General features: G+C 49.0%; 21 protein-coding genes. 8 read left to right on the top strand and 13 right to left on the bottom strand.

The window, feature by feature from the left end; all coding sequences use genetic code 11:
• Positions 1-71: 71 nt before the first annotated feature.
• From KQY15_RS08085 to rapA, 3 genes are all read right to left on the bottom strand, one after another.
• Complete coding sequence (locus KQY15_RS08085) at positions 72-1,157, bottom strand: OmpA family protein (protein ID WP_217668680.1); 1,086 nt, start codon at positions 1,155-1,157, stop codon at positions 72-74.
• Between the two features lie 204 nt (positions 1,158-1,361).
• A complete protein-coding gene (locus KQY15_RS08080) occupies positions 1,362-2,018 on the bottom strand; it encodes an RluA family pseudouridine synthase (RefSeq protein ID WP_217668679.1) in 657 nt (218 codons plus the stop codon).
• A gap of 1 nt (position 2,019) precedes the next feature.
• Entirely contained in the window at positions 2,020-4,929 is a 2,910-nt protein-coding gene (gene rapA / locus KQY15_RS08075) for an RNA polymerase-associated protein RapA (protein WP_217668678.1), read from the bottom strand.
• Positions 4,930-5,195: 266 nt separating this feature from the next.
• Between rapA and KQY15_RS08070 the strand changes: the two genes are divergently transcribed.
• Complete coding sequence (locus KQY15_RS08070) at positions 5,196-6,587, top strand: PhoH family protein (RefSeq protein ID WP_217668677.1); 1,392 nt, start codon at positions 5,196-5,198, stop codon at positions 6,585-6,587.
• 105 nt (positions 6,588-6,692) lie between these two features.
• Complete coding sequence (locus KQY15_RS08065) at positions 6,693-7,757, top strand: hypothetical protein (RefSeq protein WP_217668676.1); 1,065 nt, start codon at positions 6,693-6,695, stop codon at positions 7,755-7,757.
• Here the strand turns inward: KQY15_RS08065 and KQY15_RS08060 are convergent.
• A complete protein-coding gene (locus KQY15_RS08060) occupies positions 7,726-8,673 on the bottom strand; it encodes a hypothetical protein (RefSeq protein WP_217668675.1) in 948 nt (315 codons plus the stop codon). The two genes, KQY15_RS08065 and KQY15_RS08060, sit on opposite strands and share 32 nt — an antisense overlap.
• Entirely contained in the window at positions 8,674-9,321 is a 648-nt protein-coding gene (locus KQY15_RS08055; protein ID WP_217668674.1) for a choice-of-anchor H family protein, read from the bottom strand.
• Between the two features lie 85 nt (positions 9,322-9,406).
• On the opposite strand from KQY15_RS08055, the gene KQY15_RS08050 reads away from it, so the two are divergent.
• Positions 9,407-10,267, top strand: a complete 861-nt coding sequence (locus KQY15_RS08050) for a pseudouridine synthase (RefSeq protein ID WP_217668673.1) — start codon at positions 9,407-9,409, stop codon at positions 10,265-10,267.
• On the opposite strand, the gene KQY15_RS08045 is transcribed toward KQY15_RS08050, so the two are convergent.
• Positions 10,220-12,310 carry a tetratricopeptide repeat protein gene (locus KQY15_RS08045; RefSeq protein ID WP_217668672.1) on the bottom strand — a complete coding sequence of 697 codons (2,091 nt, stop codon included), beginning with the start codon at positions 12,308-12,310 and terminating at the stop codon, positions 10,220-10,222. The two genes, KQY15_RS08050 and KQY15_RS08045, sit on opposite strands and share 48 nt — an antisense overlap.
• A gap of 54 nt (positions 12,311-12,364) precedes the next feature.
• Complete coding sequence (locus tag KQY15_RS08040) at positions 12,365-13,312, bottom strand: D-2-hydroxyacid dehydrogenase (RefSeq protein WP_217668671.1); 948 nt, start codon at positions 13,310-13,312, stop codon at positions 12,365-12,367.
• A 52-nt stretch (positions 13,313-13,364) separates the two neighbouring features.
• Between KQY15_RS08040 and KQY15_RS08035 the strand changes: the two genes are divergently transcribed.
• On the top strand, positions 13,365-13,607 hold the full coding sequence (locus KQY15_RS08035) for a DUF2798 domain-containing protein (protein ID WP_217668670.1): 243 nt from the start codon (positions 13,365-13,367) through the stop codon (positions 13,605-13,607).
• Here KQY15_RS08035 and KQY15_RS08030 read toward each other — a convergent pair.
• Genes KQY15_RS08030 through KQY15_RS08015 form a run of 4 tightly spaced genes read right to left on the bottom strand, consistent with a single transcriptional unit; the run spans position 13,594 to position 17,801 of the window.
• Positions 13,594-14,016, bottom strand: coding sequence for a group I truncated hemoglobin (locus KQY15_RS08030; RefSeq protein WP_217668669.1), 423 nt, complete (start codon positions 14,014-14,016; stop codon positions 13,594-13,596). The two genes, KQY15_RS08035 and KQY15_RS08030, sit on opposite strands and share 14 nt — an antisense overlap.
• Entirely contained in the window at positions 14,010-14,840 is an 831-nt protein-coding gene (locus KQY15_RS08025) for a DUF3034 family protein (RefSeq protein ID WP_217668668.1), read from the bottom strand. Before KQY15_RS08025 ends, KQY15_RS08030 begins: the two co-directional genes overlap by 7 nt.
• Positions 14,837-17,152 (bottom strand): putative bifunctional diguanylate cyclase/phosphodiesterase, encoded by a 2,316-nt coding sequence (locus KQY15_RS08020; RefSeq protein WP_217668667.1) that lies wholly within the window; start codon positions 17,150-17,152, stop codon positions 14,837-14,839. The genes KQY15_RS08025 and KQY15_RS08020 overlap by 4 nt, the downstream gene beginning before the upstream one ends.
• A 7-nt stretch (positions 17,153-17,159) precedes the next feature.
• Complete coding sequence (locus KQY15_RS08015) at positions 17,160-17,801, bottom strand: methylamine utilization protein (protein WP_217668666.1); 642 nt, start codon at positions 17,799-17,801, stop codon at positions 17,160-17,162.
• A gap of 205 nt (positions 17,802-18,006) precedes the next feature.
• On the opposite strand from KQY15_RS08015, the gene KQY15_RS08010 reads away from it, so the two are divergent.
• Both KQY15_RS08010 and KQY15_RS08005 read left to right on the top strand, forming a co-directional pair.
• Positions 18,007-18,936, top strand: a complete 930-nt coding sequence (locus KQY15_RS08010) for an ABC transporter ATP-binding protein (RefSeq protein ID WP_217668665.1) — start codon at positions 18,007-18,009, stop codon at positions 18,934-18,936.
• Positions 18,933-20,129: an ABC transporter permease gene (locus KQY15_RS08005; protein ID WP_217668664.1), complete on the top strand. Its 1,197-nt coding sequence runs from the start codon at positions 18,933-18,935 to the stop codon at positions 20,127-20,129. The genes KQY15_RS08010 and KQY15_RS08005 overlap by 4 nt, the downstream gene beginning before the upstream one ends.
• Here KQY15_RS08005 and KQY15_RS08000 read toward each other — a convergent pair.
• Entirely contained in the window at positions 20,126-21,283 is a 1,158-nt protein-coding gene (locus KQY15_RS08000) for a hypothetical protein (protein ID WP_217668663.1), read from the bottom strand. The two genes, KQY15_RS08005 and KQY15_RS08000, sit on opposite strands and share 4 nt — an antisense overlap.
• A gap of 111 nt (positions 21,284-21,394) precedes the next feature.
• On the opposite strand from KQY15_RS08000, the gene KQY15_RS07995 reads away from it, so the two are divergent.
• Positions 21,395-21,727 (top strand): hypothetical protein, encoded by a 333-nt coding sequence (locus KQY15_RS07995; protein ID WP_217668662.1) that lies wholly within the window; start codon positions 21,395-21,397, stop codon positions 21,725-21,727.
• A 26-nt stretch (positions 21,728-21,753) separates the two neighbouring features.
• Here KQY15_RS07995 and KQY15_RS07990 read toward each other — a convergent pair whose 3' ends face one another.
• On the bottom strand, positions 21,754-22,227 hold the full coding sequence (locus tag KQY15_RS07990) for a tellurite resistance TerB family protein (protein ID WP_217668661.1): 474 nt from the start codon (positions 22,225-22,227) through the stop codon (positions 21,754-21,756).
• A gap of 113 nt (positions 22,228-22,340) precedes the next feature.
• Here KQY15_RS07990 and KQY15_RS07985 point away from each other — a divergent pair, with 113 nt between their 5' ends.
• Complete coding sequence (locus tag KQY15_RS07985) at positions 22,341-23,162, top strand: M90 family metallopeptidase (protein WP_217668660.1); 822 nt, start codon at positions 22,341-22,343, stop codon at positions 23,160-23,162.
• Positions 23,163-23,280 lie beyond the last annotated feature (118 nt).

The raw sequence follows: 23,280 nt of genomic DNA, 5'->3' as shown, positions 1-23,280 counted from the left end.
TAGCAGGAACTGACAGTGGCAGCAATAAAAAAAACCGCCAAAAATGGCGGTTTTAGTTAAGCGTAAGAAAATTAACGTAATACTGGTTCTTTTACTTTCGCCGTTACTTTAGCTTCAATCCGCTGGTTGGCAGCGTTAGCTTCAGCCGAGCTACCTTGCACTCTCAGACGGGTCTCACCGTAACCAACTGAAGTAATCCGTGACGATTCAACACCTTCACTGGTTAGAATATCTGCTACAGATTTTGCACGACGTTTCGATAACAACATGTTGTAGTCATCGTTACCCGGCATAGAGGCATGACCCTCTATTACAACTTCTGACTCAGGGAAACGCTTCATAAATGCAGCTAACTGGATAATCTCAGAGCGTTGGTCTGCTGAAACCGTTGCAGAATCAAAACCGAATTTAACTTCGATATCAACATCGCCGACCCGCTGCATAGTTTCTTTAAATACCGTACAACCCTGAGGGTCAACCTGATGGTTGGCCGCTGTGTCAGGACAACGATCATTAGCATCGATCACGCCATCATTATCACTGTCTGCAGGTTTAGCTGGCTGAACCGGAGCTGCCGGAGCCGGAGCAGGAGCAGGAGCCGGCGTTGGTGCAGGTGCTGCTTCGGCGCCAAAAATCCAGCTGGCACCTAACTTAATGCCGGCATCATACCATGAGCCATTGTTAATACCCTGGTAACGATTTGCTTCAGCAAATAAAGCCACGTCATTGCGAACAAAATGACGGTAGCCCACACCCAGGTTTAATGCATCTGAGCTAAGATTGCCTTCAAAGTGCTTCCAACCACCAACAATATAAAAATTGCTGTTTGTCAGATGATACATAGCATCAACACCAAAACGGTCGTTGCCAACACTACCACCGGTCAGAGAATCCAGACGCTGTCTTGCATATTCTAAACGAACGCCCCAGGTTTCATTTACCCGGTAACCCAGTTCTGCACCAATACCAGGGCCATGTTCGACGTTGTCCCATTCAGCTGATAGTGATTTATTCTCATGAGACCAGTAGTACTCACCGAATAGGGAACCAAATACTTTGCGCTCTAGTTCAGCAGCGGAAGGTGATTGTGCAAAAGCTTGTGAGCTTATAAACGGCAGGGCAGTCAGTACAGCAAGAGTGGTTATTTTAAGTTTCATCCATTTCTCCTTAGATTTATCCGGCATAAAAGTAGCAAAATGTTTTCTAAAGCTGCTTACCGTTATGCAATCTTTATTACAAACCGTTTGTTATTTAATCGTTGTTTAATAAAAATAGTACAGTAATTTGTTATTTAGCAACCTAACATGCTGAGTATCATAAGCCAGTAAACTGAATATGGGGTTAATAATTGTAAAAAGAAGTCAAAAAGAACAATTGACTGAAAAAATTCTTATTTTCCGGCTAGCAGGATGAATTAACGATAATGTATTGGCGTGCAACTGCAAACGATTTGCAGCATTGTAGGTTTCCGGGTCAGCATAGAACTTGTCACCGAGAATCGCATGACCAATCATTTGCATGTGAACCCGTAACTGATGAGAACGGCCGGTAACCGGCGTTAACATCAGCCTGCTAGAGGTTTCAGAACGTTCCAGCACTTTATAATGGGTAACCGATTCTTTGCCGTTCTGGTAACACACCATCTGCTTTGGGCGGTTTGGCCAGTCACAAATTAGCGGTAAAGATATGGTGCCTTGATCAGCCTGCACCCGCCCCCTTACCCGGGCAATATATTGCTTATGGGTTTGGCGTAACTGAAATTGACGGTTCAAGTCTCGCTGGGCTGCTGCATTTAACGCCAATACCATTACACCAGAGGTTGCCATATCAAGTCTGTGAACAATTCGCGCTGTTGGCAGGACCAATTTAACCCGGTATTCCAGGCAGTCGCGATGTGCTATGTCTTTGCCTGGCACTGACAATAAACCACTGGGTTTATTAATGACTACAATATCGTCATCCTGATAGATAATATCCAGATAAGGGGTCTGTGGCGGCTGGTATTGAAACAGCGGCATATTAATCATGGCTCACAACAATAAGCCGGACCGCATCCAGTTTCAGGCGTGCTTTATTAATATAATCGGTCAGTTGCTGTTGCCTGTCGCCAAGCATATCAATTTCATCCTGTCTGATCAGCGGGTTAATCTGTTTTAAAGCGATCAAGCGTTGCTGTTCAGTCTGCAATGCCTGTTGCATTTTTGCCAGTGCACTTTGACGTAGAGTAGTGAGTTGGTCGATTGCCGTCGATTCACTGCTGCCCAGCATCGGGTGGATCAGGCTTTGTAAAGCATTGACCAGCTTACTGGCAGTTTGCCGGCCAACCGGTTTCAATTGCCGGTTGAAATTTTCAAATGGTACTTTCGCTGCTAAATCTTTCCCTGTTTTGTCCAGCAACAATCGGATTGGTGTTGCCGGCAAATAGCGGCTCAGTTGCAATTTAGCCGGAGCGCTGGCTTCGATAATATAGATAAGCTCAACAAAATAGCTGCCAACAGGCAGCGCTTTGTTTGGCAGCAAAGCTACTGCGGTGTTACCAATATTGTCATTCAGCAGTAAATCCAGCGTGCCGTTAACCATGGGATGATCCCAGCTTAAAAACTGAACGTCTTCCTGAGCCAGGGCAGTAGCACGGTCAAAGGTAACGGTAACACCATCATCTTCAAGCCCGGGATAGGCGCAGCGTAAATGTTCAGCCGGCGTTAGCACAATACTGGTATCAGAGCGATCTTCCTGATTCACCCCCAGCAGGTCCCAGGCCTGAAACATCAGCATCGGTAGCTGAACGTCCGCATCTGCTTTGGCAATATCGCTGGCCAACTGGCGGGCTTTTTCGCCACCGGCTGAGTTTAACTCCAGTAACTTATCCCGTCCCTGTTCCAGCTGTTGTAAAAGCTGCTGATGCTGCTGCTGACTTTGTGCTACCAGTTGCGCCACTTTTGTGGTGTCAGGCTGCACTGACGCCAGTAAGCTGAGCAGAGTATGACTTTGCTGGTCATATATTGTCCGGCCCGTCTGGCAGGTTTTAGCAAAGGCATTCAGCCCATGCTGATACCAGTCAAACAATACTTGCTGCGCACTGTTGTTGAAATAGGGGATATGCAATTGAATATCATGTTGCTGACCTATCCGGTCCAGCCTGCCAATCCGTTGCTCTAGCAAATCAGGATTAAGCGGCAAGTCAAACAATACCAGATGATGGGCAAACTGGAAGTTACGGCCCTCACTGCCAATTTCCGAGCAAATCAGCAGCTGTGCACTGTAGTCTTCCTGTGCAAAATAAGCCGCGGCCTTATCACGTTCGACAATTGACATGCCTTCGTGGAACACGGCTGCCCGGACACCTTCTTTTTGCCGCAGAGCTTCTTCTAATGCCACTGCGGTTGCTGCCGCAGCACAGATAACCAGGAACTTAGCAGGTTTGTGTTGTTTGAGTAACGTGATCAGATAGTCAATTCTCGGGTCAAATTGCCACCATTGACTATTCGTGCCTTCGAAAGCCTGAAAAACCTGTTCCGGAAATAAATTGGCCTGCGCCAGTTCTTCTAACTGACGGTTGCTGTTCAGGCTGTGATACACCTTTAGGGCATTTCTATACTGCTCTGGTAGTTCCAGAGCAACGGGTAGCGCCTGGCGCTTTGGAAAACCTTTAATACTGGCGCGGCTGTTACGGAAAAGGATCCTGCCGGTGCCATGACGGTCAAGCAACTCGGACAAGAGATGTTCGCGAGCCTGCAACGCAGCGGGAGTTTGTTCGCTCTGGCACAACAGTGCCAGCTGCGTGCTGATATCCTGTTCACTGATATGCTGCTGCAACGTCTCTGATAATTCGTCATTCAGCGGCGTATTATCAAGTAAGCGGGCAGCGGTAGCCGCAATGTGCTGGAATTGCTGTTGTTCATCAACAAAGGCCTGATAATCGAAAAAACGGTCAGGATCGAGCAGGCGCAGCCTGGCAAAATGGCTTTGCTGACCCAGCTGATCCGGCGTGGCGGTAAGTAGTATGACACCAGCCGTGTCTTGCGCCAGGCTTTCGATACAGCGGTATTCTTTACTGACATGTTCGGCCGACCAGGCTAAGTGGTGTGCTTCATCAACGACCAGTAAATCCCAGTCACTGCTTTGCGCCTGATCCAGCCATTTACTGTTGTTGCTGATAAATTCAAGGCTGCATAGTACCAGTTGTGCGGTATCAAACGGGTTGCTGACATCCAGCTGCGATTGCTGGCAACGCTCTTCATCGAAAATTGAAAAGTGCAGGTTAAAGCGGCGTAGCATCTCTACCAGCCACTGATGCTGCAAAGATTCGGGTACAACGATCAGCACCCGGCTGGCCAGCCCGGATAGTAGTTGCTGATGAATGATTAAACCTGCTTCAATGGTTTTGCCCAGTCCTACTTCATCGGCCAGTAACACGCGAGGTGCATGCCGGCTGGCAACATCTGCTGCAATATGCAGCTGGTGAGGGATCAGGCTCATCCGTCCTCCTTGCAAGCCCCGCAATGGGCTTTGTTGCTGCCGGTTTTGCTGTTGCCAGGCCAGATAACGCAGGGTGAAATTATCGAAACGATCGATCTGGCCGGCAAATAAGCGGTCTTGCGGCTTACTAAAGCTGATGAAGTGGTCGAGAAACGTCTCTTTCAGTTCAACGGGTTCGCCATTGTCGGTGCGGGTACCAATGTAAATCAATGTGTTGTGCGACGATTTCAGTTCGGTGACAACCAGGCTGAATCCGTCAGCACTTTTTATTTCATCACCGACATTAAATGACACCCGGGTAAGAGGCGCTTCTGCCTGCGCATACTGCCGGGTTTCACCGGTGGCTGGGAACAAAACTGTCAACATACGACCATCGATACCTACCAGGGTACCTAAACCCAAATCAGATTCTGTATCGCTGATCCAGCGTTGTCCCAAAGCAAAATTCATATCAAAACTACCATCATAAAATCGGGGCGCCATGGTACTAGTAAATTAATAAAACTGCATCTGCCAGCGGCGCTTTATTTTGTTTTTGTATTCTGTCATGCCCTTGTCACGATACTGTCGCACAGTGGTTTAACAGCTAATTACATTTTTAATTCAATAATTCAGCGCCAGACGGTGCTGTTGCACTATGCTTAGTTAAGCTACATTGAGCTGACAACGACAACACGGATATCAGGTAATCATAGTCTCGTTTGAAGGAGCTGCGTATGGCGCGAAAAAAAAGCAAAGAAAAGAAAATCTATGTGTTAGACACCAATATTCTGCTGCATGAACCCTTCGCCTTTCTGAATTTTGAAGAACACGACGTTGTCATCCCGATGACGGTGCTGGAAGAGCTGGATCACATAAAAGACCGTAATAAAGATGTAAGCCGTGATGCCAGGGTGGCGATTAGGGCATTGGAAGATGTGTTAAGAGACGCCACACCTGAGCAGATGCTGCAAGGGGTAGCCTTACCACGGCAGCATGAAAACCTTGGCGGTGGGCATTTATTCATTATTAACGATCATCATATTAAAGACGAAATTCCGGGCCTGCCCGGTGGCGAAAATGACCATTTAATTATTAATACTGCACTCTATCTGCAGCGAGAGAAAGGTCCGGTAAAAGTTATCCTGGTTACCAAAGACATCAACATGCGTCTGAAGGCGAAAGGCGCCGGGCTAAAGCAGGTTGAAGACTACCGTACTGACCAGCTGATTGACGATGTACGTTTTTTGTATAAAGGATATTTTAAATTCAGTGGTGAATTCTGGAGCCAGGTAGGTGAGTGTCGCAGTGAAAACGAAGGCCGGGACACCGTGCATTACGTCAGCCGCAAAATATTACCTAATGCTTATGTGAACGAGTACCTGATAGATGAAGCAGAAACCTTTGCCGGCCGGGTGCTGGCCATCACCGAACAGGAAATTAAAATTCTTGATTTTGGCTATGAAAGGCTGATGCACCGGCACGCCTGGGGTATTCATCCGAAAAATATTTATCAGGCGATGGCAATGCAGGCGCTGCTTGATCCACAAATGGATCTGGTTATCTTAACCGGCCCTGCCGGCTGCGGTAAGACATTGATAGCACTGGCTGCCGCTCTGGAGCTGGTTATCGAAAAAGGCCAGTACGATAAAGTGATTGTTACCCGTAATACGCCGGAAATTGCCGAGTCGATAGGCTTTTTGCCCGGAACAGAAGAAGAAAAAATGGCACCCTGGCTGGCCGCAATCACAGACTCGTTAGAGGTATTGCATAAAACAGACGAACACCCTCACGCCAGTGTTAACTACATTATGGAAAAAGCCAATATTCAGTTTAAGTCGGTTAATTTTATGCGGGGCCGCAGTATTCAGAACGCTATTGTAATCCTGGATGAGTGTCAGAACCTGAGTGCGGCCCAGTTAAAAACCATTATTACCCGTTGTGGCGAAGGCACTAAACTGATTTGTTCCGGCAACTTGTCGCAAATTGACAGTAACTACCTGACGGCCGTTACGTCTGGCTTAACTTATATTGTTGAGCGTTTTAAAAACTTTGAAGGTAGTACTACCATTAACCTGAATGGCGTAGTGCGCAGTCGGCTGGCTTCTTTTGCTGAGGCTAATTTATAGTTTTAGCGGACGGGGGCGAAAAAAGCCCCCGCCCCTGTTTGCATATCAGCAGAAATGGTCTAGGATTTGCGAAACTAAAAAATCAGTACATTGCAAAGGAGTTGCATGTCCAGTCCCGCTTTTGTTGTATATACCAGAACTGTCAGGTTTTCCATCCTGATCATCCTGATGCTCAGCTTCGCTGCAGCTTTTATTCAGTTTTTGCTGCAGTTTAATAGCAACTTTAAAAACAGCCAGTTGCAACTTGAAATGTTCTCACAGCAAATGGATGCCCAGATAAGTCCGGTAATACAATTTGCGCAGGCGGTCACCAACCGCGCTCAGCTTGGCATTCAGCGTGCTGTATCTGATGAAAGTCAGATCCCGGTTTTATCACTGACAACCGGCGACCTGGTGCAGCAAAAACTGAACGCTGACAGTGCGCCGCTTAATCAGGAATTGCAGATGTTGCTGCAGTTGCAACCCTATTTTGATATAGCGCCAGCCAGCATATCGCCACTTAAAGATTTGTATTATGTGTCTGAGCAAGGTTATGCCTATAACGGTCAGCATAAATGGTCAGATTATGTCATTGAACAGCTTACAGACTGGCTGCAGCGCTATCAACGTTCAGAGAACGGCTATGATCGTAATCCGGTTTTTTATAAGGATTTTATCCTGGAACAGGCAGCAATGAGTGTACCTTTCTACGTCAATGAACGTAAAATTGGCAGATTTGTGCTGGCGCTTGAACTGGCGCCTTTGCTGGCAAATCTGGAAAGAAATAATCCTGACCGTTATTTTTTGCTGCTGGATCAGGCTGGTAATGTGGTGGCCAGCTCTAAATTCATTAATGGCGATAATCTTGAACAATATCAGTTACAGATACAAAGACTTGCCGATTTGCCATGGTCACTGGCACTGATTGACAAACGGGGCTCTGCACTTGGCAGCGGCCTGGCCAGTTTTATCTTGCATTGGTTCAGCTATGCAGCGGTGCTAATGTTGCTGGCCTGGCTGCTGGCCCGGCGCTATAAACGGAAAATTATGGGCCCGTTGCAGCGACTGTCTATTCATATAGACAGATTAGCCAATGAGCAGGCAGGAGTACGACGGATCCCTGACGGTTGGCAAGACCTGTTTGAAAAGATTAGCGAGCTTAAAACAACCGATAAGCAAAAAACTGACTGACAATAAATGCCTGCTGTGACATTGCTACTGTACCAGCAGGCATCAATTCAGGCCCGGAAGGGTCTGCCACCAGATAATCTGTGCCTTGCAGAGATACTGTTCTATCGTCTGTTTCAGCCGGTATTGCCAGTGCCAGTACGGTGCGTTGTGGTAAATATAGCAACGCTTGCTTTACATCAGGTAAAAGGCTGCGGACGAGGGTAGCAAGTAACACCGTTTTACTGGCGCTGTCACCATGATGCTGGCGCAGCAGTTGCAGGGGCGGCGAGAAGCTTTGGCCATAGTCTGCCTGCTCAGCCGGCTGCAAAGGTATTAACTGCACCCAGCTTAGTAAAACACTTAGCAACTGCCGTTGACTTTGGATATTCAGCTGACTTACCAGCGACTGGGCTAACGGTGTTACATCTGGCAGACTCTGCTCAATAATATGCAGGTGATCGACGATAATCTGTTGCCGGTTATCTGGCAGATATTGCAGCTGATAACCGTTATTGCTTAGGTACTGCTGTTGAAATTGTCGGCTGAATTGCTGCAGTTGTTGCAACAATTGCAAGCGTTGAGTGTTGGCTTGCTCTGCCTGTGCTGATGTCGCAGGGAAAGCATGCAGTAACTGAAAATTTTGCCAGTCCCGGCCGGGGCCGGGGGCAATCCGGTAGGGGCCGGCTTGCTGCGCCTGCTGCTGTAACTCCCGCCACAGTTGCTGTTGCATAACCTCTGGTACATAAGGCTTTATCAGGTTGCTGTTGCGAACAATGCTGGCTACCGGCAACGAAAACTGAAAACGAATATCCTGCTCAGCTGCCCGGAACTGATAGCTGAACAGGCGCTGCGCATTATCGGTTTGTTGCTGCATAGCAAGTGGGCTTGCATGCAGTAACGGTGGCAACACTAACATCAGTAATAAAAACGCTTTCAATCAATGCTGCTCCTGGCGTCGCAGAAACAATAAGCATAACGCCATCAGCGCCAGCATGCCAATACTGCCGGCAGACACTTCGACACTGCTGCTGGTCTGGATTTGGTCACGTTGAAAATCCTCCAGGGTTAAAGCATCCAGCGCGCTTAAATCATAACCTGATGCTTCGGCTAGCAAGTAACCGGTGCTGGCATCGTATAGTCGAATGGTAAGCAGGTAAAAGTTGGTCGGATACTGGTGCTGTAAGTCAGTTTCAATACCCAGCCAGTCATTGCTGTTGTCACCGAACAGTTCAAACACCGAGCTGGTGTAATACACCCGTTCATAACCATAATCTGGTGTCAGGCTAAGTTCTGCAAAAATCTGTTGGTACGAATAGTCAGTATCGGCATCAAATTCAACATATAACTGGTGAAAGTAGCCATTATAGTTATCATCCCGCGCCAGGCTGATATCAATACTGTGGAACCAGGTTGCAGACTGATAACTCTGGTTGACTGCGGAATTTTGCACTTTAATTGTTTGCATCCGGTTTTGCTGCTGGCCATGCACTTCGGTGCTGATACTGTCGCTGCTAATATTGTCGGCTGTGCTGAATAACGGCAACAATAACAGTAAACCAGCCGTGGTTTTAAGAAGGGTTTTCATAAGCAGATCTCCTTGATGTTTGTTACTATTACAGGCCAAAGCGCTGAATTTCAGCTGAACTCGTCAGTAAAGGAATGGTAAAGGTATGAAGTTGTCACGGCGGATTGAGGTACATACTGCGGGGCAGGCCATTGCCATTTTAGCCGCGGCAGTGCCGGAGCTGACCAAAGGCCGGCTGAAAGATGCAATGAATAAAGGTGCGGTGCAATTACTGGCCCGGCCGGTAAAAAGGCTACGCCGGGCCCAGTATGCACTGCAGGTGGGCCAGGTACTGCAACTTCACTACGATCCGGATATTTTGAGCCGCAGCTGCCCCTCAGCCGCTTTGATTGCCGACTTTCGCTCTTACAGTGTCTGGTTTAAACCGGCAGGCATGTTGTCGCAGGGTAATGAATGGGGAGACCATCTGAGTATTCTGCGTTTTGCTGAGCAACATTTTGGCAGCAGGCCGGTTTTTCTGCTGCACCGGTTGGACCGGGAGGCCAGTGGCCTGGTACTGATTGCTCATACCAAAGCAGCTGCAGCTGCTTTTAGCAAGCTTATCGCTGCCCGGCAACTCAGCAAAACGTATCTGGTGCAGGTTAAGGGAGCATTGGCGGCGGATTTACTTGCGGCAGGTGAGATCAGCCTGGCACTGGATGGCAAAGCCTGTTTAACCCGGTTTAAACAGCTGACATATCAAAGTGAAACCGATACCAGCTGGCTGGAAGTTGATTTAATCAGTGGTCGCAAGCATCAAATCCGCCGCCATTTTGCCGCTGCAGGTCATCCGGTGATGGGCGATCCGCGGTATGGCGAAAACAACAAAAACGAAAGCGGCCTGGCGTTACAGGCCTGTGCAGTCGCGTTCGTATGTCCGATGCAGCAGCATCAGCGATTAATTGCTTTGCCTGATAATTTACGACTCACTAATATCAGCAGCGCCAGCCACCAGCAACGCGCTTAAGGTTGCTGGCAGTGCTTCCTGATTCAGGCTGAGGATCAGTGTGCCCAGCTGCAGTGCGCTAATCATATCATGCCGGATATTACTGCTACGCCATTCACAGGGGCGTGATTGTTCGGCTTTTAGTTGTAATTGCCAGCAGCGTGAGTGATCGTCGGCTAAACTGGCAAGCTTCCAGCTAAGCCAGAGTGCTTCGCGCAGCGCTGTCAGATCTTGTGTTTGCCATTGGGCACCAAGCAACTGCGTGATATCCAGCTGCAGACTAATCAGCCTGCTGTCACCAAGCAACGGTGCCATTGCCTGCTGGATCCCATATTCAAGTTGCCGGGCAAAGCGGGCGGTCTCATCGGCACCGGCCCGGTAGCCCAACCACAGTACGTCGTTGTCAATGCAATAACCACTTATCTGTGGGTCAGACAATTTATTTAATGCAATTTGCAAAGGCTGGCGTAACGTTTCCTCACCCTTGTCCAATTTAAGTTGCTGGTTGTTGTCAATTGCAAAGGCTAAAAAATGCAGTGGCTGTTTGTTTTTACCATCCTGTTGCAACCTTTCACAAAAACGATTCCAGCTATGTGAAAGCAACACTGGCATTTGTACTGGTAGTTTATCTGGCGAATGTCTGCGTTGTCTGAAATACAGAAAAATACTGAGGGTTAACAGCAGCGCCAGGATCGCAGCGCTAAGTTGCCAGTAGCGCAGGGTTATCTGAATAGCGCGTTGCTGCGATAGCCATTGAGCTTCATTGTCATGTCTGGCGTTGCTCTGGCTTAAATGATGTTTTAACTCGTTCAGCTTTTCTGTTGTTGTTGCGGTTAACTCAGTAAATTGCAGCTGACTCGCCTGTTGCTGCAACAAATAGGCAGCTTGCCAGTCCTGGTGCTGTTCGGCCAATCTGGCCCGGAGATCGTAATAGCGGGCTTGCAGGTAGTTTGCTGCGTTATCGATTGTCGGATTCAGTTCTGCAAGGATTTGCTGCGTCTCGTTATATTGTTGTTGTAAAAATAATAATTCTGCAAAAGCTAATGCGCTTTCCTGAACATAGGTTTGTGCGCCAATCTGGCGGAACTGCTGCAAGGCCGCATTGTAGTATTGTGCGGCCTGCTGATTATCTCCCTTTAACATGCTGGCCCTGCCAAGGCTTTGTTTAACGATAGCGGTACGCATTACGTTATTTATCTGGGTGCTGATAGCCAATGCGTCCAGCAAATATTGCTCAGCCTGGGCGATACCCTCAGGCTTTTCTAAATAACTTTCTGCAATATACACCAGAGCATAACTGTAGCTGGAAAGGTTGTTCAGTCGCTGATAGAGCGTTGCAGCCTGCTGCATATGGTCCAGCGCCAGATCATGCTCAGCAATTTTCCGGTAGGCCATGCCGAGCCGGAAATGAACAGACGCCAGAGCATCAGTATCGTTGAGTTGGTCCGCCAGTAGCATGGCCTGTCGCAGATGCTGATGGGCCTGACTGAAACGGTTATTCTGCAGTGCCAACCGGCCTAGCATAATCCGCGCGGCCAGTTCTTTGGTCGGGTCAGTAAGTTTTAGCGCTAATTGCAGGCTCTGACTGGCAAAATGTTCGGCCCTGGCTAAATCGCCAAGCTGGTTATATGCCTGAGCGAAGTTGGTCAGTACATCACTGTATAATTGTTGTTGCTCTGCACCTTCACTGTCATGTAACAGCGTTTCGGCCTGTTGCAGATAACTGATGGCATGGCGGGTATCCCGGAACAAAATGCCATATACTTTTGCGCGTAGCAGTGCAACGTGGGCGTGCTGATGATTATTTACCGCCAGCTCGCTGGCCTGTTGTAGTGCCTGCAGTGCTGCATCTTTATTGTCGGCGCTAAGATACGCCTGGGCCAATACCAGCCAGTCTGAGTAATGTCGTGGCGCTTCGCTGGCAAGCAGGGTGGTAATAACAAGTTCGTGATCTTCTGAAGCACTTTTTAAGCGTTCAACCAGCCCGGTTGCCAGTGCATTCTGACTACATAATAAGCTGTAGCAAACCAGGCCACAGAGCAATATGGTGCGGGGCATTCGCATAATTTAGTAATAACTCATTTTTTTCGCCAGTGTAGCCTGAAAGCCCGGGGCACGCTACAGCTTGCGCAACGGTTTGCCGGCTAAAAAAGCGCTTATATTGTCACACAGTTGCATCAGTAATCTGGATCTGGCTGCCGGGCTGGCCCAGCCAATATGTGGTGTAACAAGCAGGTTGGGCAGACGTTGCTGTAACAGAATATGGTCTGGGGCGGGCGGTTCAGCGCTCAGTACGTCCAGCCCTGCTGCCAGCCGGCCTGCTTTAAGTTCATTGTACAGAGCCGTTTCATCGATCAGGTCGCCGCGTGCGGTGTTGATAATAATGGCGTTGTCGGGCAGCAATGCCAGCCGCTCAGGGTTAAGTAAGCGGTAAGTGTCTGTGGTCAGCGGACAATGCAGCGACAGGATTTCAGCCTGGCGCAACGCCTGTTCAAACTGAACTCTGCCCTGCCGGCACTGTTGTATACCCGGACGCTCACTTACCACCACCTGCATGCCAAACGCTGCGGCTAATCGGCCGGTAGCCTGGCCCAGCGCACCATACCCAAGCACAACAAAGGTGCGGCCGGCCAATTCAGTTAAACGGTGGTTATGCAAACAAAAATGCGGGCTCTGGCTCCACTCACCACTGGCAAGCGTGTGCTGGTAATTACTGATTTGATTGGTTAAGCCCAGTAACAGCGCCATCGCATGTTGTGGCACTGCCGTGTCGGCGTAGCCTCTGACATTGCATACGGTAATACCTCTGGCCGCTGCTGCCGCCAGGTCAATATTGTTGACACCGGTCGCTGCTACACAAATCAGTTTAAGCTGGGGCAGGACCTTAAGGGTTTCGCCGCTAAGCGCTACTTTATTGACGATTGCAATATCTGCCGCTAGCAGCCGCGAAGCAACCTGCGCTGGGGTGGTGCTGGCAAAGCCTGTAAAATGGCAGCCCGGTAACCGTAGCGCTGCTAAATCGGTATCGCCCATCGAGCCGGCATCCAGAAAAACAATTCGGGTCATGCAATTCTCAAGTGATTTGGTTATGATGCACCCCTTCAATGGCGGAGGTGTTATGTTTCCTGCAAAATTTCAGGCGGTTATTTTTGCTTTTATCATGTCCGGCTTTATGGCATTTTTGATGTCGGGCATTCTGACGTTTATTAACCTTGGCTGGTTCAGCGGTTTCGCTGCTGCCTGGTTAAAGGCGTTTCTGTATGCCCATGCCTGCGCTTTTCCTCTGGTATTTATATTCGCGCCGTTAAGCAGACGCCTTACCGCAATGCTGATTAAAACGCCTGAACTTAGCGGTAACTGATATCTTTGTACATTGGCGCCAGTAATGCCAGTAGCGCATTCTGATCGGCAATACTGATTTGCTGGCGTTGCATAACCTTAATTAACCCTTCAACCAGCGCGTCATAATCGGCCAGCGTGATATTAAAGCCGGTGTGGCTTTCCTGCATGCTGCTGCCACTGTACTGGCAGGGGCCGCCCGTTAAGTCACACAATTGCTCAGAGAGCATGGCCCGGAACCGGCCAATGTCACTGTCAGCAAAATGGTGGACTATCCGTTCGTCATGTTCAATTTCGTAAAGTAAGCCATCGACAATGGCCGCAATGCCCTGCTCAGCACCTAATCGCTGGTACAACGTCGTTTGAGTTGCACTGCTGCAACCCAGTAGAATCAGCAGACAGGCAGCAATTAATCCGCCGCGTATTACCATGTCGCCTCCAGTGCCAGATAATAACCGGTTTGCGAACCCTGACCGGCAATGTCGCCCAAATCAACGTAGGCGCCAGTCAGGCTGACGTTTTTATTAATAAACCAGGCAATAAAGATATCGCGCCAGTGCTGTTCAGCAGCAAAAGCCAGCTTATCCGGTTTTTGTTTGTACTCTATACCAATTGCCAGATTGTAGTTTAAAAGTACGGCAGCAGAGCCCTCAAACAACAGTTGATAGTTGTTATTGTCAGCACTACCAAAACCCAGTAAGCCGGTCTGGTTTGCTTTGCTGGCACGCAGCGTACCATTTAGCAGCAGGTTACGACCGGCTACCTGATTGAACAGCACTTTACTGGCAGCCAGGTAAACATCAGTACCCTTATCGCTGGCGGCGCCGACAGCTTCAGGCAGGCCGAAATCGAGATTGCGTTTATGCTGCACACCAATGCTGATTTGTGGCATAGCGGTATACAGCAACTCCCCGGCAAGATGGTATTTCACCGAGAAAATATCCTGCGATAAACTGCCACCAATTGATTCCAGTGCAAATCGCTGGCGGGCATAGGAAAACTCCCAGCGATTATCAAAACTGAAGGCAACTCCGCCGCTGTTCAGGCTGAAATCATCCACGTTAACTCTGCTGGCAAAGGCGGTTGCCGACCATTCATCACTGCTGGCATAACCGTTAATTACCGCCCAGGGCACAATACCGCCACCGGCGTTGCCTTCAATGTTCGTGACGCCGCCGGTTGCAATAATTTTGCTGCCGGCGGTTGCCATCGCCGGTAACCACGCCAATAAAAACACTACTATTCGCGTTATCATTCAGAAACCTCCATTGTCGGTTTTTCCCGGGCGGCAAAGTTGGTTAGCCACAGGCTGAAATCAGCGGTAGCCAATGGTTTACTGAAAAAATAGCCCTGCACCGTGTCACAACCTGATTCTTTCAAATAACTTAACCCCGCCAGATTTTCCAAACCTTCAGCCGTAACCTTAAAGCCCAGACCATGGGCCAGTTTAACGGTTGCCCCTACAATAAGGGCGTCGTTATTGTTTGTTTCTATATCTTTAACGAATGCCCGGTCAATTTTTATCTCATTTACAGGCAACTGTTTCAAATACGCCAGAGAAGACTGACCGGTACCAAAATCATCAATTGCCAGATTAATTGCCATGGCTTTCAGGGTGTTTAAATTGGCAATAACTTTATTAGTATCCTGCATTACCGCGCTTTCAGTCACTTCCAGTGCCAGGGCGCTGGCCGGAACCTGATATTGCTGCAGTAAACTGCCAATCTGTTCGGGCAGGCTCTGATCCAGCAAATCGGCCGCTGACAGATTAACGGCTACCCGCAATGTCGGGTAGTCCTTTTGCCAGGCTGCAAGTTGTTTAATAACCGTTTTCAGCATCCATTGGGTAATGAGACTGATATTGCCCGAATGCTCAGCGGTCGCAATAAACTCCACCGGTGAGATAAAACCCAGTTGCGGGTGCTGCCAGCGAATAAGCGCTTCGGCGCTATGGCATTGCTCTGTAGCCAATTCAACTTTGGGTTGATACACCACATATAACTGACCGCTGTTCAGCGCGCCGGGTAAGTCGCGGATCATCGTCAGTTCACGTTGATGGGTTTCGTCCTGACCGTGCTGATAAAACGCAATACCACCACCAGCCTGACTGGCATTCTCCTGAGCCAGGTCTACCCGGCGCAGTGCAGCACTAGCTGAACCCTGTCCCGGCTCAAACGGATAAATACCAATAGCAATTTTCAAATTTATCAGTGAGTTCTGAATGTTATAAGCCGGTTGCAGGCTGCGGTATAAGTCCACCAGCTGTTGCTCGGTCAGCGTTTCGTTAAACAGCATCAAAAATTCATCACCATTTAAGCGGGCGCAAAATACCGCGGCTGGCTGGTGATGCCCTAACCTTTGTGCTAACAGCTGCAGCAGAGTATCGCCGTTGGTCAGGCCCAGCGTATCGTTAATATGCTTAAACTGAATAATATTAAGCTGCAGCAGGGTGCCGTGCTGTGTTTCTAAAATTCCCGGCAGCCGTTGCTCTACCGCATGACGATTTAGCAGGCCTGTCAGGGCATCATGCTCAGCTTGCTGGCGCAGTTGCTGCTCGCGTGCCGCAATACTGTGCTGCATGTTAACCAAAGTGCTGGTCAGTACCCCTATTTCATCCTGACTGATAGCGGGTGGCACGGCGGCGTTACCCTGGCCAATATCAGTAGCAAATTTACTCAGCTGACTTAACGGTTTACTGATACTGCGGGCAAACATAAAGGCGGCAACCAGTGCCAGTAACAGACCGAATGCAAAAATTTCAACCAACTGGCGGCGTAATTGCTGGTAGCTGGCCAGCCAGCGGTCATCGGGTAAATGCAGTAAAGCCCATAGCTGTTGCTCATTATCAAGTGGCTTACTGCGGGTAATAAAGCTGAAATCGCTCGCAAAGTGAGTTGTGCCCGCTAAGGACGTTACATTATTAAGTTGCGGTAGCAGCAACTGTTGCGTCTGGGCTGGCAGGGTACTGGTAAGTTGGTTGCCGGACTGGCTGTTCAGTTGAATAAAGCTGATATCTAAGCCGGTAATACCTTTTATCTGCTCTGCCAGCGGGACATCGACTAAGAACCCCATTCCTACCCAGGCAATTAGTGCGGGTGCTCTTACCGGCACCACTACTAATTGATAAGCCTGGCCATCAATCAGTAAAGTATCTGTAACGGCGCTGTTGCTGCCGGTTGCTGACATTAGCCGGCCAAGGTCAACCGCATCCATTGGGGCGTTGCTGGCCAGAAGTTCGCCTTTGGGGGTAAATAATAACGCCAGCTGGGCATTAATCCGGCTACCATGGTTTTGTAACACAGATTCAACAGTGGCTTGCTCAGCGGTAGCAATGGCCTGACGAAAACCAAAGTCAGCAGCCAGCAGGCTGACACTGTTGGTTAGCTGGGCAGCCCGGGTGTCCAACGCCTGCTGGAAAACCTTGCTGGCAACATTCAGTGATTGCTCTGCTTGCTGCAGCGAATTGGCACGCATTGATTTTAAGGTGGCGTAGCCGGTCAGTAACATCAGAAGGCTAAGTAACACAACCAACAAGCTTATCCATTTACTGCGCAACGAATTAAACATTCAGTGGCTACCTGCTACCAAAACCACGTTGTGGTGGCTGCGGCTTTTGCTGTGATAAATCAATGTCAAGCTGATAGGCGGCGCTTTGCACGGGCATGACAACATCTAAAACGGCGGGTTGCCGGGGTTCCAGTTGCCAGGGATGCCACAAATAAAGCTGATAGCTGCCGGGGGCAATATCAGGCCATGTCAGTTTACCGGACCCGTCGCTTACCGCGACCAGATTGCTTTCACTCACGTAAATATAGGCCTGCATATAATCATGAATGTTGCAGCCAAGAGCAATAATGCCTGGCGTATCAAAAATTATCGGTGCTTCAGGTTTGTCGGCATAGAGCTTTATTTCAAACTGTTTGGCTGGCGAAAATGAGTAAACATGATGCCGGGTTTTGTCGAGGTTAGGGAATTCTACCTCGCTGCCAGCCGGTATTGCACTGACAAAAGGAACAAAGGTTAATTGTTGCTGGGCCACCTGAATACGCTGAGGCTTAAGCTCGGGGTTGGTAAGAGAACGCAATTCCACTACCGCATCGGCCAGCGGTTGTTGCTGCTGATTGCTAATATTGATCGTTAAACTGGCAGCGAATAGCGCGCTGGACTGCAAAGCCAAAGCGATGAAAAGTCCACTGACGCTTACTTTTAACTTCATAATACCTGCCAGCTTTTTGGGTAATGTAAATAACCATAGCAAGGTCTTGGCTTAGCGACAAACAGAATCTGTATTAGCAGCTGATATAGTTTAGCCGGAGATATAACGTCAACAACCTCTTACATATTTACTAACAATTTGATGTTAGCCCGGCACCTGCAACAGTGTTAATTTAGCGTCAGACATTTAAACAATTGAGCACAACATGCAACTTATTGTTACCGCTATCAGTAAAGACTACGGCAGCATTCCGGCAGTGCGGCAGGTAAGTTTTCAGATAAATTCAGGCGAAATATTTGCCTTGCTGGGGCCAAATGGCGCCGGCAAGTCTTCCATCATCCGGATGCTGGTTGGTATGACCAAACCCGATCAGGGCAGTATTCTGGTTAGCCATCAGGATGAGCACTACGATCATGTACCGCGCCGGTTACTGGGCTATTTACCCGAAGATCGGGGTTTATACCCTGACAAAAGTATTGAAAAAAACCTGTTGTATCTGGCGCAATTACACGGCCTCAGTAAACAAAAGGCGCTAAAAGAAATGGCGCACTGGCTGGAGGTGTTTGACCTGACAGATCGTCGTGATGAAGATTTAAAGCAGTTGTCCAAAGGTAATCAGCAAAAAGTGCAGCTGATTGCTGCGGTGTTGCACCAGCCAGCATTGGTTATTCTGGATGAGCCGTTCTCCGGGCTTGATCCGATTAATCAGGAAAAAGTAGTGGGCTTTCTTAAAGCGTTAAAAGCCCGTGGCATGACTGTGATTTTAAGTGCTCATCAGATGGCGATGGTAGAGAAGCTGGCTGATCACATGTTGCTGATGGCCAAAGGCTCGGCAATTCTGACAGGCACGCTGGCTGATATTCAGCAACAGGCGGGGCCGCAACGCCAGATGGCTATAAGCTGCGCCGGGCCTGTTAACGTTGAACAGTTACAGCAGTGGTTGCCAGATCTGGCAATAGAAGTGATCAGTGCCAACAGGTTTATACTGAAGCTGACCGCTGAGCAGAGTGTTTCAGCCACCTTAAAACTGCTGGTCAACGAGTTAGAGCTTACCCAGGTGGAAATGCAGACGGCAGATTTGCATCAATTATATTTAATGGCAATGGCCCGGCATCAGCAGAGGGAACCGGCATGATTTCAAGACAAAGTGTGACTGTGGCGAAGTGGGAGTTTCTGCGATTTTTTAAATGGAAGCAGCAGCTTATTTCCTATCTGCTGATGATGGCAGTAATGGCGGCTGTTGCGTTATGGAGCTACTTTACCGATGAAAGCCGCAAGGTATACCGGATAGCCGTGCCGGCAGAATTCACCATCAGCAATACTGAACAGTTTCAGTTTCAACGGCCGACCATAGCACTGGATGAGCAACTGGCGCAGCTAAAAGACGGCGAAAGCTGGCACGGGGTGGTCACGCTCAGCCCGGATAAGGAGGCTGAGTCTGGTGTAGTACTGCATACTTTGGCAGCAAAAAAGTGGCAACAGCAGCTTGAAGCCGAGCTTAATAACTATTTCCGCCAGCAATACGCAACCGAGCTGCAGTTAACAGCCGGCCAGCTGAGCCGGCTGCAACAACCACTGGCGCTTGAATACGTTTACCTGGATGAAGACTTTAAAGGCAAAGACACCCCTGAGAAAATGATTGCGCTGGGTGTGCTTATTTTGCTGTTTATTGGCCTGAGCACAGCGTTTGGTCAGGTGCTTTTGAGTATTACCGGCGAAAAACAACAGCGGGTAACAGAACAGCTGTATGCCATCGTCACCCCACAGCAGTGGATGGATGGCAAGGTGCTGGGGCATAGTTTAAGTGCGATGAAAGCAATGGTTACCTCTGCTCTGGTGATGTTGCTGGTGTTTATAGTGGTTAGTGTGGTGGTAAGAGACGATGGTATTAACCTCAGCTGGTTGAATTGGGGCGTACTGGCCTGGCTGGTACCATTTGCGCTGCTGGGGGTATTGCTCAGTGCCTGCTTTATGGGCGCTATTGCCGCCTCAATCGATGATCCAAATACCAGTGGCAAAGGGGCAGTGATGATGATCACCTGGCTGCCAATGTTGTTTACCTATCTGGTTATCGACAGCCCGACCGGCACCGCCATGACGGTATTAAGCTGGCTGCCGCTTACCTCTTTTGCCGCTATGCCGGTAAAAATGGCGATGGTTGATTTACCCTGGTGGCAACCTGCGTTATCGCTGCTGTTGCTAGTGGCGGCCGTATGGTGGATGCGGCGGGTAGCCGGCCGGATTTTTTTGCGCGGTATGCAAATGTATGGCAAAGAGCCCAGCTGGGGCCAGATTGTTGGCTGGGCGCTGAGTAATAAGGCGGATTAGTTGCGCTCTGTCAGGGCCTGCTCAATATTAATACCAACAATAATGGTACCAATATGCTGTTGCTGCTGAAGTACAGGCATACTTAAATGGGTTAAAAAACGCCGGCTGGATTGGTCATATTCCACCGGCCCCAGGTAAAAGGGGCGGGGTTGCTCAAAAATACTGAGGAATTTTGCCTCATCGCCCTGCCAGTAATCTGACGTCAACGCGCTAATGGCAACATTCGCCCCCTGACTGTCTGTAACAATAACTTCAGTGACAATACCGTGGAAGTTTTGCTGCCATTGGGCGAGCATTTTCGACAGCGTACTTGCCAGCATAGAATCAGCCAGCTCTGATGTTTGCTGATCCTGTTCAGTTACCCACAGCTCGTCATACTGTTTAATGGCGTCCGTTGTTTGCTGCAGCGCGTTCTGCGCCTGAATTGCCGTAATCAGGTCAACATGCTGGGTTAGTGCCGTTATAGCTGGCAGTAGCATGTCAGTTATTTTCTGCTGTTCATTGTCGGGCAGGACAAAAGGGCTGCTGGCACAGCGATGTACTTGTTGGTTAAAACGATTTAAAAAATCTGGTTGCTGTTCTAGGAAACTATTGGAAAAGTAAACCCCCAGCGCGACATAGCGGAAGAAGCGCTTTTTGAACTGCTGCTCTGGCAGCTTAAGGTTTTGTTGCATCAGGACAAAGTCTTCCTGATCAGCCAGTACCACATCAATACGCTGTAAAGCCAGAAGCTGGACAAGCTGTGCCAGAGTAGTAACTTCAACGTCAAGCAGGTAGCCATTAGCTTTGAACCAATCAGCCTGATGGCTGCCTAACACGGCACCAAAACGAACACTGTCGTTTGGTTGGTGATTGTGGTTACTGCGGGAGAACCAATACCAGTTTTCCAGAAATAATGGCGCGGACAAGCTGGCATAGTTGGCAATGTCCGGGTCTGGCATAGCGGTAAAGTAGCCATCAATGCGCTGCTGTTTAACCTCATGTTTTGCCCGGCGCCAGGGTAAATAACTCAGGTTATAGCGTTGATGTTGTTGTTGCATAATGCACTGAATTTGATTGTTGGCCCGGTCATTAACTTTTGTAACGTTGGTACCAAGGGTAATTGGCGTCGCTGCAGTTGCCAGCAAATTAATGGTCAGCCAAACGTAGGTCATCTCACTGTCCTGGTTGTAGATCATGGGTACAGTATAACGGCTAATTTCAGTAGCGCTCGCGACAAGGTGAGCCAGATGCTTTATTATTGTTCCGAATTATTTGGAGTAGATATGTTTAATTCTTCGTTTCGACAGCAGGCTGCAGCCTGGCAGCAACAATTTGCCCATCGCCAACGTGGTAATTTGCTGCAGCGGTTACTGGCCTGGATAGTGCTGGGGATGATGCTGGTAGTAGCGGCCGCCATTTTGTTGTTTATGCTGCTGTTAAGCTGGCTGGTTATTCCTATTGTTATCTACCGCTACCGGAAAAAAATGCGCCGTTTTACCGAGGCTGCCCGCCAGCATGCCGAACAACATCAGTCTCAGGGCGAGCATTATCAGCAAAGCTCAGGCCGTGACAGCAGAGTCATTGAGGGCGAAGTACTGCATAAAGACGAGCGTTAACCCATGGCAGTATTTAACAAGATTGCCTAGTTTGCCGGCTGCACGGCCAGTTTGCTCTGAATATAATCGCCGTGGCGGATAAACAACAGGTCTGCAATTTTTCTCAGCATTGCTTCCTCGTTAGGCTCAAGTTCGCCATCGGCAAAAGCAACCTTCCACAATTGATCCAACAGTGCTAACCGGTCGGCATAGGGCAGATCTTTCAGTTTGCTGGTAAAGCCATGCAGGCAGGTGGCGTCTTTGGCCTGAGCCAGTGCAGCAGCAAACACGGGTTCTGCCTGCTGTGCTGTTAAACTGAATTCTGTCTGCAAATACTGCATTACCAGATCGTGCTCCTGCTGCTCCGAGCTGAAATCGGCATGCGATAACTGCAACATCAGTACCACGGCCAGATATTGCTGCTCGGTCAGCCCGGCGTCGCGCCATTGCTGATGAGTATTGCCACTGCCCTGCCAGTCTGAATTTGATTTTTCCAGTAAGTTTTTCAACAAATTAAACATAGTTTCTCCGGTTGGGCGGTTCACACCGCTTGATTTGGATAAGACGCAGCCCCATTCAAACAGTTCCGTTTTTCTGCCATAGTGGCTTAAGCATAAGCTAAGGATACCCCACATTGCCAACCCTGATTGTGATACTGCTTGGTAGCCTGATTATCGGCGCAGTGCTGGGACAGGAACCGTGGCGACGTTTTCGACGCCGACAAATTCAGACGCGGCCTTTCCCGCAGCAATGGCGCGCCATTCTCCGGCAACGGGTGCCGTACTTCCGGGCGTTGCCAGCCGATTTACAATTGCAGCTGAAAAAACATATTCAGGTGTTTATCGCTGAAAAAAAGTTTATTGGTTGTGACGGCCTGACAGTAACCGATGAAATGCGGGTTACTATTGCCGCTCAGGCTTGTCTGCTGCTGCTGAACCGGCCTGACTACTATTATCCCAGGCTTGAGCAAATTTTAATTTATCCGGCAGCCTTTATTGTTCATGGCGCCGCACCTGACGGTGCAGGGGTAGTAACCGAACAGCGCCGGGTGTTAAGTGGTGAGTCCTGGGGCCAGGGGAAAGTGGTACTAAGCTGGCAGGATACGGTGCAGGGCGCGGCAAAACCGCATGATGGCCGCAATGTGGTTATACACGAATTTGCCCATCAGCTCGATCAGGAAAAAGGCCAGGCCACCGGCGCGCCGCTGCTTAGCCGCAGCAGTGACTATCAGCAATGGTCAACCGTAATGCAACAGGCTTTTGGTCAGCTCCAACATCAAACGGCCAGTGGCATCAGCGGGTTACTGGATGGTTATGGGGCAACTAACCCCGCCGAATTCTTTGCAGTTATTTCTGAAGTGTTTTTTGAACAGCCGGAACAATTGCAGGCCCAATATCCGGCGCTTTATCAGCAGTTAAGCCTTTTTTACCGGTTAAACCCGCTAAGCTGGCAATAAAAAAGTGATCTGATGCCGGCTTTGCGTCATACTTTGTAGCTTAACAAGAACCGTTCTTATTTAGCGAAGGATGCCTTATGCGAAGTTGGATAGTCGCTTGTTGCCCCCGTTTCCGAGT

It is taken from the genome of Arsukibacterium indicum, from assembly GCF_019100565.1.
GTDB lineage: Bacteria > Pseudomonadota > Gammaproteobacteria > Enterobacterales > Alteromonadaceae > Alishewanella > Alishewanella indicum.
The sequence above is the reverse complement of the archived record's forward strand: the minus strand, read 5'-3'. Positions and strand labels throughout refer to the sequence as shown.

Bases quoted from the DNA above. Each gene is read 5' to 3' on its own strand.
- KQY15_RS08005 (WP_217668664.1), top strand. From the start codon at position 18,933: ATGATTTCAAGACAAAGTGTGACTGTGGCGAAGTGGGAGTTTCTGCGA.
- KQY15_RS08010 (WP_217668665.1), top strand. From the start codon at position 18,007: ATGCAACTTATTGTTACCGCTATCAGTAAAGACTACGGCAGCATTCCG.
- KQY15_RS08050 (WP_217668673.1), top strand. From the start codon at position 9,407: ATGAAGTTGTCACGGCGGATTGAGGTACATACTGCGGGGCAGGCCATT.
- rapA (WP_217668678.1), bottom strand. From the start codon at position 4,929: ATGAATTTTGCTTTGGGACAACGCTGGATCAGCGATACAGAATCTGAT.
- KQY15_RS08030 (WP_217668669.1), bottom strand. From the start codon at position 14,016: ATGGTAATACGCGGCGGATTAATTGCTGCCTGTCTGCTGATTCTACTG.
- KQY15_RS08045 (WP_217668672.1), bottom strand. From the start codon at position 12,310: ATGCGAATGCCCCGCACCATATTGCTCTGTGGCCTGGTTTGCTACAGC.
- KQY15_RS08025 (WP_217668668.1), bottom strand. From the start codon at position 14,840: ATGATAACGCGAATAGTAGTGTTTTTATTGGCGTGGTTACCGGCGATG.
- KQY15_RS08085 (WP_217668680.1), bottom strand. From the start codon at position 1,157: ATGAAACTTAAAATAACCACTCTTGCTGTACTGACTGCCCTGCCGTTT.
- KQY15_RS08055 (WP_217668674.1), bottom strand. From the start codon at position 9,321: ATGAAAACCCTTCTTAAAACCACGGCTGGTTTACTGTTATTGTTGCCG.
- KQY15_RS08080 (WP_217668679.1), bottom strand. From the start codon at position 2,018: ATGCCGCTGTTTCAATACCAGCCGCCACAGACCCCTTATCTGGATATT.
- KQY15_RS08035 (WP_217668670.1), top strand. From the start codon at position 13,365: ATGTTTCCTGCAAAATTTCAGGCGGTTATTTTTGCTTTTATCATGTCC.
- KQY15_RS07990 (WP_217668661.1), bottom strand. From the start codon at position 22,227: ATGTTTAATTTGTTGAAAAACTTACTGGAAAAATCAAATTCAGACTGG.
- KQY15_RS07995 (WP_217668662.1), top strand. From the start codon at position 21,395: ATGTTTAATTCTTCGTTTCGACAGCAGGCTGCAGCCTGGCAGCAACAA.
- KQY15_RS08065 (WP_217668676.1), top strand. From the start codon at position 6,693: ATGTCCAGTCCCGCTTTTGTTGTATATACCAGAACTGTCAGGTTTTCC.
- KQY15_RS08000 (WP_217668663.1), bottom strand. From the start codon at position 21,283: ATGACCTACGTTTGGCTGACCATTAATTTGCTGGCAACTGCAGCGACG.
- KQY15_RS08020 (WP_217668667.1), bottom strand. From the start codon at position 17,152: ATGTTTAATTCGTTGCGCAGTAAATGGATAAGCTTGTTGGTTGTGTTA.
- KQY15_RS08040 (WP_217668671.1), bottom strand. From the start codon at position 13,312: ATGACCCGAATTGTTTTTCTGGATGCCGGCTCGATGGGCGATACCGAT.
- KQY15_RS08070 (WP_217668677.1), top strand. From the start codon at position 5,196: ATGGCGCGAAAAAAAAGCAAAGAAAAGAAAATCTATGTGTTAGACACC.
- KQY15_RS08015 (WP_217668666.1), bottom strand. From the start codon at position 17,801: ATGAAGTTAAAAGTAAGCGTCAGTGGACTTTTCATCGCTTTGGCTTTG.